General features: G+C 32.1%; 7 protein-coding genes. 6 read left to right on the forward strand and 1 reads right to left on the reverse strand.

Annotation, left to right across the window (positions count from 1 at the left end):
- Nucleotides 1–262: 262 nt before the first annotated feature.
- Nucleotides 263–2389, reverse strand: coding sequence for a penicillin-binding protein 1A (locus LBD57_RS03440; protein ID WP_373469940.1), 2127 nt, complete (start codon nt 2387–2389; stop codon nt 263–265).
- A 117-nt stretch (nt 2390–2506) separates the two neighbouring features.
- Here LBD57_RS03440 and LBD57_RS03445 point away from each other — a divergent pair, with 117 nt between their 5' ends.
- From LBD57_RS03445 to LBD57_RS03470, 6 genes are all read left to right on the forward strand, one after another.
- A complete protein-coding gene (locus tag LBD57_RS03445; RefSeq protein WP_373469941.1) occupies nt 2507–5011 on the forward strand; it encodes a sugar phosphate nucleotidyltransferase in 2505 nt (834 codons plus the stop codon).
- Between the two features lie 16 nt (nt 5012–5027).
- Complete coding sequence (locus tag LBD57_RS03450; protein WP_373469942.1) at nt 5028–6452, forward strand: phosphoglucomutase/phosphomannomutase family protein; 1425 nt, start codon at nt 5028–5030, stop codon at nt 6450–6452.
- On the forward strand, nt 6442–7083 hold the full coding sequence (locus tag LBD57_RS03455; protein WP_373469943.1) for a DUF502 domain-containing protein: 642 nt from the start codon (nt 6442–6444) through the stop codon (nt 7081–7083). Before LBD57_RS03450 ends, LBD57_RS03455 begins: the two co-directional genes overlap by 11 nt.
- A 19-nt stretch (nt 7084–7102) precedes the next feature.
- Nucleotides 7103–8347, forward strand: a complete 1245-nt coding sequence (hisS, locus tag LBD57_RS03460; RefSeq protein ID WP_373469944.1) for a histidine--tRNA ligase — start codon at nt 7103–7105, stop codon at nt 8345–8347.
- A 205-nt stretch (nt 8348–8552) separates the two neighbouring features.
- On the forward strand, nt 8553–9299 hold the full coding sequence (locus LBD57_RS03465) for a tetratricopeptide repeat protein (protein ID WP_373469945.1): 747 nt from the start codon (nt 8553–8555) through the stop codon (nt 9297–9299).
- Nucleotides 9300–9323: 24 nt separating this feature from the next.
- Nucleotides 9324–10562: an OmpP1/FadL family transporter gene (locus LBD57_RS03470; protein WP_373469946.1), complete on the forward strand. Its 1239-nt coding sequence runs from the start codon at nt 9324–9326 to the stop codon at nt 10560–10562.
- Nucleotides 10563–10803 lie beyond the last annotated feature (241 nt).

Raw genomic sequence — 10803 nt, forward strand, 5'->3', positions numbered from 1 at the left:
ACACAAGCTTTTCTTTGTTCAACTGACAAAATTAAAACCTGACTTGACCGCTTTAAGGAAAAAAAGGAAAAAGCACTCATAAAAAGATGGATTAGGGGAACCCTAATGCTCAAGTCAGGAGAAATAGAGGAAAATATGGGAATGTATACAGACAAGAGGCGGAAGGATCCGCTTACAAAAGTATAGTAAATCCGAGGTTTTTTTGTAAGAGTTAGTTTAGAAATTGCTAGAGAAGAATACGAAATAGTTTTTGAATAAAATTTTAAAAACCTTCTATTTCTATATCCAATTCTTGTTTACTTGTATCGGATGAACTTATACTAAAATATTGACTAGGAGCAGTCCCTTTTTTAAATGCTTCAATAAATGCTCCCTCTGTTTTACTTAAAGCCAAAAGCCCGGTCGAAGGATCAATCAAGGCCCAGTCAATTCCTGCTGGTTCAATGAAGTCCAGAATAGGTTTGTCCTGTAATGCGCCTTTCATAAATTCTGTCCATATAGGGCATGCTAGTACCCCTCCTGTAACTCTATCTCCTAGGGTTATTGAACGGTCATCATAGCCTACCCACACACCTGCCACAAGTTGAGGAGTATACCCTATAAACCACGCGTCGCTAGGGCCATTTGTTGTGCCAGTTTTGCCTGCGCAAGGCCTTTCTAACATTTTTGCTTGCCAACCACTACCTTTTTCTATTACCGCTTTAAGCATATTAGTTAAAACAAAACACGTTTGTGAAGAAAGAACCTCTTTCTGTTGAGGAATATTTTCTTCTAGAATTTTTCCGTCTTTATCTATAATTTTTACTATAACATATGGTGTAGCTTTTATTCCACCTGAAGAAAAAACTGCAAAAGCGCTTACCATTTCTTGTAATGTTACATCGCTTGAACCTAAAGCCAGCGAAAGAGAGTTTGATAATGGTGTTGTTATATCTAAATTTCTTGCTGACTGTATAACTTTTATAGGGGTTACTTTCATTATAAGTTCTACTGCGCAAGTGTTGATAGATAAGGCAAGTGCTGTTCTTAATGTAACTTTACCTCTGTATTTTTTACCATAGTTCGTAGGAGCCCAAACCTTATTTGTATCTATTAAATCGTCTTCACTTACTGTTTCGGCAACTGTTTCAAGAGCAGTTATGTCTCTTGAAACTAAATCCCAAGAATTGTTTTTATAAATAAAAACTAGAGGGGCGTCTTCAAGCATTGCTGCTGGTGTAAAGCCTGCTTCTATTGCTGAAAGATATACAAAAGGTTTAAATGCAGAACCAGCTTGTCTTTTTGCTTGAGTTGCTCTATTAAATTGAGATTCTTTAAAATTGCGTCCGCCGACCATAGCTCTTATTGCACCATTTTTAGGATCAAGTGCTATTAAAGCACCCTGTATTTTTATTGGTTCTTTATTTTCTTTTACAAAAATTTTAATTCTTTCTTCGTCAAATTTGACTAAAGATTGTTCAACAGCTTTTTCTGCAGAAATTTGCGCTTGCATATCAAGAGTTGTGTATATAGAAATTCCTGAATTAAGTAAAATATCTGTTCCGTACTTTGGTTCTAGCATTATTCTTAAAAACTCCATAAAATAATGGCCTTTTTCTTCTTTTGTATTTATGATTTCTTTAGTTGGAAGAGGTTCTTTTGAAGCTTTTTCTTTGTCGTTTTTACTAATATATCCTAACTCATACATTCTAGCAAGCACAAGATTTCTTCTTGTTAAAGAGACTTGTGCATTTTTAAATGGATTATAGTAGTTTGGGGATTTTGGAATAGCTGCAAGCATAGCGCATTCTGCAAGGTTTAGTTCTTTTATATTTTTATTAAAATATCTTTCTGCAGCAGCTTCTACTCCATGTGATCCACTACCAAAATATATTTGGTTGATATAAAATTGTAGTATTTCTTTTTTAGAATAATTTTTTTCAAGTTGTATTGTTAAAAGTGCTTCTTTTATTTTTCTTATTAAAGTTTTATCTCTAGTTAAAAATATAGTTTTTGCAAGTTGTTGAGTAATAGTAGAGCCACCCTCTGCAATTTTGCCTTTTAATAAGATTTTACAAAACGCTCTAAAAGTACTTTTTACAGAAATTCCCCAGTGATTAAAAAAGTCATTATCTTCTATAGCTATAAAAGCATTTTGTAAATTTAAAGGTATATCACTTATTGGTACTAGGACTCTTCTTTCTGTAAATAATTCTGCTATTAAATTGTTGTCTTTATCGTACACTTTTGTAGATAAGTTTGGGGTATAATTATCAAGCTGTTGTATTGATGGAAGATTATCTATAAAATTTGTAGTTATTTTGCCTAAAACTAATATAAATAATGCAACTAAAATTACAATTATAAAAAATTTTGAATAAGAAGGTGTTAGAGTCTTACTTTGTCTCATATCTAAAGTATTATATAGCTTTTTGCTTTTAGGTGTCAAATTTAGTAAAATCCGCTTGTCAACGGGGGGTTTTTTAGACAGGCACAATAGTCTTGTGTTTTTTCAGGAGGGCTTAAAATGCAAGCTGTTATTATGGCAGGTGGCTTTGGCACAAGATTAAGACCTATCACGTGTAGTTTACCCAAACCCATGGCTCCAGTAGCAAATAAACCCGTGCTTCATCATATAATTAATCTTTTAAAAAAGCATGGATTTTCAGAATTGACCATGATGCTGTATTATCAAACAGAAATTATTACAGATTATTTTGAGGACGGGAAAAATTTTGGAATAAGCATAAAGTATATAAGACCAGAATCTGATCTTGGAACAGCTGGGAGTGTTAGATTTGCTAGTCAAAATATAAAAGATACTTTTTTAGTGATATCAGGTGATGTTTTAACGGATTTTGATTTAAAAAAAGCTGTAGATTTTCATAAAATTAAAAAAGCTCTTGCAACGATGGTTCTTACAAGAGTGAGCAATCCTTTACAGTTTGGAGTAGTCATAACTGCTAAAGATGGTAAGATTGAAAGGTTTTTAGAGAAACCTTCGTGGGGGGAAGTTTTTTCAGATACAATAAACACTGGGATTTATATTTTAGAACCAGAAGTATTTGATTATGTTCCAAAAGACATATCTTTTGATTTTTCTAAAGACTTGTTTCCAATGCTTTTGAAAGAAAATAAGACTCTTTACGGTTATATTGCAGATGGTTATTGGAAAGATATAGGCAATCACGATGAATATAGGTTTGTTCATTATGATATATTAGATGGTAAAGTAAAAATTGATATAAGTGGTAAAAAAATAAAAGTGGCGCAAAAAGAAATAGTAGTTGGAAAAAATGTATCCTTAGGTAAAAATATTAAAGTAGAGGGACAAGTAATTTTAGGAGATAATGTCAGTATTGCAGATAATACATTTTTGTCTCGTTCTGTTATAGGTGATAATGTAAAAATTGGACAAGGCTCTGAGGTTTTAGGTTCTGTGTTGTGGACTGGAGTTACAGTTGGGCAAGAGTCACGAATTAAAGAAAATGTTATAGGGACTTCTACGAGAATAGGAGATAGAGCTGTAGTCCAAGTCGGAACTATAGTGTCAGATGAATGTGTAGTAGGTGATGATGCTGTTGTTAGAACTAATTTAAGAATTTGGCCTCATAAAGTTATAGGCGCGGGTGCAATACTTTCAAGCAGTTTAGTTTGGGGTGAAAAATGGAATAAAGCTTTGTTTAATGCTCATGGTATAAGTGGGTTAGGCAATATAGAAATTACTCCAGAATTTGCAGCAAAGATAGGGTCTGCATATGGGGCGTATATAGGGGAAGGCTCATATATTATTGTTTCAAGAGATGAACACCCTGCAGCTCTTATGATAGAAAGAGGTATTATTTCCGGTTTGCTTTCGGCAGGTATAGAAGTTGGTGATTTAAGAGGCTTACCTATACCTGTAGCAAGGTACGAAATTGGAAATGAAGGTGAAGCAGGTGGAATATATATACGTCAATCTCCTACTGATGGAAGATCTATAGATATAAAATTTTTTAATAATAAAGGCGCTGATATTTCAATAAGTCAGGAAAAAGCTATAGAACAATTATTTTTTCGGGAAGATTTTAAACGCGCAAATATGAATTCTATTGGAAAGATAACAGTCCCTGCAAGAGCTTTAGATTACTATAAAACAGGTTATTTAGATGCTATAAATGAGGAAGTTATAAAGAAATCTAAATATAAGATTGTTATAGATTATGCTCATTCTTCTTCATCTATAATATTCCCATCTATTTTAGGTGATTTAGATGTAAATGTTATTTCATTGAATGCATTTATTAGTTCTTCAAAAATTACTAAGTCTTATGAAGAGTTTACAAGTTCTTTAAGGCAGCTTTCAGATGTTGTTGTTACACTAACGGCAAACGCGGGTTTTTTAATAGATTCTGGCTCTGAAAAAGTATTTTTAGTAGATGAAAAAGGCACTATTGTACGTGATGCTGCTGCAATGATTGCGGTGTCTTATCTTGTTATGAAAATAAATAGGGGTAAAAATATTGCTATTGCAGTTCCTGTAAATGCAACGTCAATAGTAGATGATCTTGCTAAACAGTTTGGTGTTAAGGTTAAAAGAACTGCAACCAGTTCAAGAAATATAATGACTTATGAAAAAGATTCTGAAGTTGTTTTGATATGTGATAGTATGGGCGGCTTTATATTTCCAGAATTTCAAAATGCTTTTGATGCAATGTATGCTATAGGTAAAATAATGGAGATGATGTCTCAGGAAAATTTGTCTCTTAGTAGTATAAGCAAAGAGATTCCATATTTTGAAGTATTGCATAAAACAGTTCCATGTTCTTGGGATAAAAAAGGCAAAACAATGCGTAGGGCTTTAGAGGAAGTTAAAGATAAAAAGCATGAACTTATTGATGGTGTAAAAGTGTACGTCAATAATGGTTGGGTACTTTTTGTTCCAGACTCTGATGAAGCATTATTTCATATTTGGGCGGAAGCAAAAGATAAGACAACAACATTAGGACTGCTTGAAGTATATTCTGAAAAAATCAAGGAGTGGCAAATTTAAAAGAGAGGTAATAATAATGATAAAATTTGGGACTTCAGGCTGGAGAGGAATTATTGCTAAGGACTTTACTTACGATAATATTGCTATTGTTTCTCAGTCAATTGCAAATATTATTAACGAAAATCGTAAGGAACGTCCAGCTAGTGTTATTATAGGTTATGATACAAGATTTATGTCTGAAGACTTTGCTACAAGTTCATCAGAAATTCTCGCTGGTAATGGTATTAAAGTATTATTTTGTAAAAGAGATACACCGACACCTGTAATAGCTTATGATATCGTAAATTCTAAACTTACAGGCGGTATAAATTTTACGGCAAGCCATAACCCTTATAAGTATAATGGATTAAAATATTCTCCTTCATGGGGTGGCCCAGCTTTACCAGAAACAACAGAAAAGATAGAAAAATATTGTGCTTCTTTAAAAAGTAAAGATATAAAATATATCTCTTTTGAAACAGGCATTAAGAATAAAATTATAGAAATTCATAACCCGAGTAATGGTTATATTAAGAAAATCAAGGAACTTGTTAATTTTAAAGCTTTAAAGAAATCTAAAATAAAAGTTGCTGTTGATGTTTTGCACGGTACAGGCAATGGTTATTTAGATACTTTACTTGAAATGGCTGGAATTAAAAATATTACAATAAACAAAAATAGAGATGTGATGTTTAATAATGGAGCTCCAGAACCCTCAGAAAATAATTTGAAAGATTTAATTAATTTAGTAAAAAAAGAATCGTACAAATTGGGGTTTTCTACAGATGGAGATGCGGATAGATTTGCTATTATAGATTACAATGGAACTTTTATCACTCCAAATCAGGTTATATCAATTTTGTTGTATCATTTAAATAAAACAAGAGGATGGACAGGTATCGTAGCTAGAAGTGTTATGACTACTCATCTTATAGATAAAATCGGAGCAAAAATTGGAACTAGCATAGAAGAAACTCCTGTTGGGTTTAAGTATATTGGTGATATTATGGTAAATAATCCTGATAAGTTTATAATAGGGGGAGAGGAGTCTGGCGGACTTACAATTAGGGGTCATATCCCAGAAAAAGATGGTATTTTAGCTTGTCTTTTAGTAGCAGAGGCTCTTGCAATGAGCAAGAAATCTGTGACAGAGCTTTTAAAAGATATAAAAAAGATTACTGGTGAAGTTATAACTTCAAGGTTAAATTTTCATCTAGAACCTGAAGTTATGGAAGCTTTCAAAGACAAATTGAAAAATAAGATTCCAAACACTTTTGCTGGCATAAAAATTAAAAAATATGTAAATATAGATGGCGATAAGTTTATTTTAGATGATAATAACTGGATAGGTTTTAGACTTTCAGGTACAGAGCCTGTTGTTAGGTTGTATGCAGAATCTGATTCTCAAACTAAGCTAAATAAATTATTAAAAGAGGGGAAGAATTTTATTTATGGAAGATGAAAAACAAAAAGTTAGTAAATTAAAAACGTATCTAATCACGGGACTAGTTGTAATAATTCCTATTTGGCTTACATATCTTGTAGTAGCTATTGTTTTTAAATGGGTAAGTGGTTTTACTTTTCCTGTTGTAAAGTATTATATTGTAGATAAATATTGGGTAGTTGTTATAGCAAAAACCTTAAGTTTTTTTGCTTCAATTTTGAGCATATTGCTTTTAGGGTTTGTAGCTAATAGAATTCTTGGTAAAAGAATACTAATCTATATAGAAAATTTTATAGACAAACTTCCTGTTTTGGGCACAGTATATTCTTCAGCTAAAAAATTTATGAGTTTTCTTTTTGGTGCAGATAGTAAAAAAAGTTTTAAGCAAGTGGTATTTGTTTGTTATCCTAAAAAAGGTGTTTATAGCGTAGCTTTTTTAACTGGTGAACAAAATATCGGAGATAGGAAGTATTTATGCGTATTTATGCCAACAACTCCAAATCCAACAACTGGTTTTTTGTTATTATGCCAGGAGGAAGATATAATTTATACAAATTATAGAATAGAAAAGGCTTTCCAATTTATTATTTCTGCAGGGGTAATAAGTATGGACGAAGTTCTTAGCAAAAAAACAAAAAGAGTAATATAATGGAGATTAATAGTATTAAATGAATTATAAAGCACCGAGAGGAACTCATGATATATTTGGAATTAACGCTTTAGGTTTGAACGTATTAGAGCAAAAAGCCAGACAAATTTTTATAAAGCACGGTTTTGAAGAAGTTAGGACACCTATCTTTGAGGATGCTTCTTTATTTACAAGGTCAATAGGGGAGGCAACTGATATTGTAGAAAAAGAAATGTATATTTTTGAAGATAGAAAAGGTAGAAAACTTGCTCTTCGACCAGAAGGAACAGCTTCGCTTGTAAGAGCATATATTGAGCATAGGCTGGATGTTTCTTTCCCTTCTGGTAAGTTTTTTTATTCTGGAGAAATGTTTAGATACGAAAGACCTCAAGCTGGAAGGTACAGACAATTTTGTCAAATAGGCGCAGAGTTTTATGGGAGTTTATCGCCAAGTGCAGATGCAGAGATTATTATGCTTGCTTGTGATGTTCTTTCTTCTATTGGGATAGAAAAAGTAAACGTACATGTAAATTCTTTAGGATGTCAAAAATGTAGGCCATTATTTAGAGAAACTTTAGTCAAATACTTTACCTCTATTGATGATTTATGCCAGGATTGCCTAAGGAGACTCCAAACAAATCCTTTGAGACTTTTAGACTGTAAGATTGATTCAGATAAGTTTATAAATGTTCCTAAAATGGATGATTTTTTGTGCGATGATTGTAAAGAACATTTCAATTTAGTGCAAAATTTAATTAGAAGTGTAAATTGTACATATATAGTGGATCCAAAATTAGTACGAGGACTTGACTATTATACAAGAACTGTTTTTGAAATACGCTCTAATGCGCTTGGTGCACAAGATGCTCTCGCTGCGGGTGGGCGTTACGACAATTTGGTTAAAGAGCTTGGTGGACAAGATACGCCTGTAGTTGGTTTTGCTTTAGGTTCAGAAAGAGTATTAATGGCTGCTCAACACAGTGGGTTTTTTAGTACTTTAAATAAAAATGAAAAAGTTTTTATAGCCATAGCAGATCAAGATCTTATTAGCGAAGCTTTTGCTTTTTCCATAAAATTGATAAGAAATGGCTTAAAAGGTAATAATGATATTTCCGTTTTTGGGCCAGTAGATAATAAAAGTTTAACTGCACAATTAAGATTTGCTGATAAGATAGGTGCCTCTAAAACAATAATCTTTGCAAAAGCAGAACTTGGAGAAGGAAAAGTATTAGTAAAAAATATGATTGATAAAACTCAGAATGCTGTTTTTATTGACCAGTTATAATAGATTAATTTAAAAATATTAAAAGTAGGGGTATAGATTTCTAATATAGGATAGACCTCTTAAAACATATAATTGCTGTAGATTTTTATAAAGCAGGGGGGGGGGTGATAAGCACAAGTTTTTTAACACAGTTGTGTTAAAAAAGACGCAGTACAGATATATTGTGTGCGATTGTGTGTATCATCTTTAATAGTAAGAGGAGAATATGCCAAAGAGAGTTTATTTTCTGAGTTTGTTTTTTGTAGTTTTTTTAGTAAGTTGTTCAAAAGATAATTACAATATTTTTGCTCGGGTTGCTAGAGAAATTTCTCCAAAAAACCATGGGGTTTTAATTGCTAAAGGTGATAGGGCTTTTAGCTCAGGCGATTATGAAACGGCTCAAAAATATTTTGAACAAGCGTTAAAAAATAACCCTGAAGATCAAACTGCTATTCAAAAATATGTAGCCGCAGTAGTACGAATAGGTTCTTTTGCTGCCGACATAATGGAAGCTAAAAAGCAAATTGACGATACAGGCAATATAGATCCTGACAGTTTTAAAAATATTGCTACAGATAGAATACATCAAATCAACGAAGGCCTTAAATTAGTTGTTGACAATCCTAAAACTTTGCAAGCATTGTTAAATGGCAGTACTGAACAAGAAAATACAAATAATGCGATGATTCTTGCCCTTGCTGCTGTTACCAGAATAGGAGACAGTCCTGCTATAAAAGAATATTTTAATTTAGATGGAATAAATGATATTGAAGATATAAGTAGAAAATCTTTTCCTGATCCATCTATAATACCTGAAGCTATTCCTGATATACGTCAAGCCCTAACTTTTTTTGAATGTGCCATAAATTGTGCAGCGCAAGTTTCTGGAGAGAATAAATTTATTAATCAAGAAATGATTGATAATTTGAACAAAGGGTACGGCGAATTATTATCCTGGCTTGAAAAAGCATAGTAAGATATTAAATAGGGCGGAGCTATGTATGAATTAAAATCGTTATCATTTTTATGTTGTCTTGTTGGGATTTTTTATCAAGCAGCTATTGCAATAGATACGCAAGAAAGAGCTTTTTTGCAAGGAGTGCGACCAATGGGGATGGGAGGTGCGTTTACTGCAATATGCGATGATGAAAATATGTTTTTTTATAATCCTGCTGGTATAACAGCGATCCAGAATAATCGTATTCAGATTTTCTCTTTAGGTGTATCTATTGATGAACATGTAACGAATGCTTACAGTTTTTATAATAGACATAAGGAAGATTTTTTGAATTTTAATGATCTGTCTTCGCAACAACAGGAAGATTTTGTTAACGAAATTTATGATAAAATGCTAAGTTATCATCCTAACGTACTTATTTCTTTGCCAAATATATTTTTTATAAAAAGCCCAATAGATGTTAAACAAAACTCTTTAAGTTTTGGGTTAGGTATTTTTTCTTATGCTCAAGCTACTCTAAAAATTGATAAGACGTCTCTTCTGCCCGCTATAACTTATAAAGCTGAGGCAAATGGAATTGGCGTGCTTCCAGTTGCTTTTAGAATAAGTTCTTTAGAAAGAATTGGTTTGCCTGGTGAGTTATCTTTAGGCATAAATTTAAAATATATATACAGCTTAGTAAATTCTCATAGAGATCTTTCTATAAACGAGATACAAGGTTTTGATTTTGGACATAATTTTTTTAATGCAATGGGGTTTATGACAGATTTTGGTATGTTATATAGTTTAAATTCAAGATGGCGTTTTGGGCTAGATGTAATTGATATTTATAGCTCTGAATTAAAATATAAAAAAGCTAATATTAGTTTTGGTGAAAAAAAAGATGATGAATTCCAACAAGATTACATTACGCAAATAGACCCTAGTTTAAATGTTGGCTTTGCTTATCAGCCAGAAAAAATTTATTATTGGTTTGGAAATTATTGGGATTCCTATAATAAGCTTATTTTGGTATTTGACTTAAGAGATATCACGAACAAACAAGAACCTTTATCTACAACTCCTTTGAAGAAAGTTCACATGGGTGTAGAATATAAACTTACTAGATTATTGGCTTTAAGAACAGGCTTTAGTTCAGGATATCCAACGTTTGGAGTTGGGCTTGGTAACTCATCTATAAATTTCGGATATGCTTTTTATGGAGAAGAAAAAGGATTACTGCCTGGTGATAATCCTAGCTGGACTCATAAAATGATATTTTCCATACGGATATCTTAAAAAACAAAGAAAAAATATCAAATTTTGGTAAAAGGCATCAACCAAAATTCAAAAATAAATTCTTCCTTCTTCCTTTTTACCGGTCAAGTCAGGTATTTAGTTTCTCTCTATTTAAATATAATAATGCAGTAAATTTAGCAAAAATGAGATTAAAGAGGTAATAGTGTAAGAGGGTGTTAAATCATAAATAATTTATTAAGAGGAATATAAGTGTGTTTGTAAAAAGCTCAACATTTGTCCT

This window comes from Candidatus Endomicrobiellum cubanum (genome assembly GCF_031278955.1).
GTDB classification, from domain to species: domain Bacteria; phylum Elusimicrobiota; class Endomicrobiia; order Endomicrobiales; family Endomicrobiaceae; genus Endomicrobiellum; species Endomicrobiellum cubanum.

Coding starts and splice junctions, on each gene's coding strand:
- LBD57_RS03440 (WP_373469940.1), bottom strand. CDS start 2,389: ATGAGACAAAGTAAGACTCTAACACCTTCTTATTCAAAATTTTTTATA.
- LBD57_RS03445 (WP_373469941.1), top strand. CDS start 2,507: ATGCAAGCTGTTATTATGGCAGGTGGCTTTGGCACAAGATTAAGACCT.
- LBD57_RS03450 (WP_373469942.1), top strand. CDS start 5,028: ATGATAAAATTTGGGACTTCAGGCTGGAGAGGAATTATTGCTAAGGAC.
- LBD57_RS03455 (WP_373469943.1), top strand. CDS start 6,442: ATGGAAGATGAAAAACAAAAAGTTAGTAAATTAAAAACGTATCTAATC.
- hisS (WP_373469944.1), top strand. CDS start 7,103: ATGAATTATAAAGCACCGAGAGGAACTCATGATATATTTGGAATTAAC.
- LBD57_RS03465 (WP_373469945.1), top strand. CDS start 8,553: ATGCCAAAGAGAGTTTATTTTCTGAGTTTGTTTTTTGTAGTTTTTTTA.
- LBD57_RS03470 (WP_373469946.1), top strand. CDS start 9,324: ATGTATGAATTAAAATCGTTATCATTTTTATGTTGTCTTGTTGGGATT.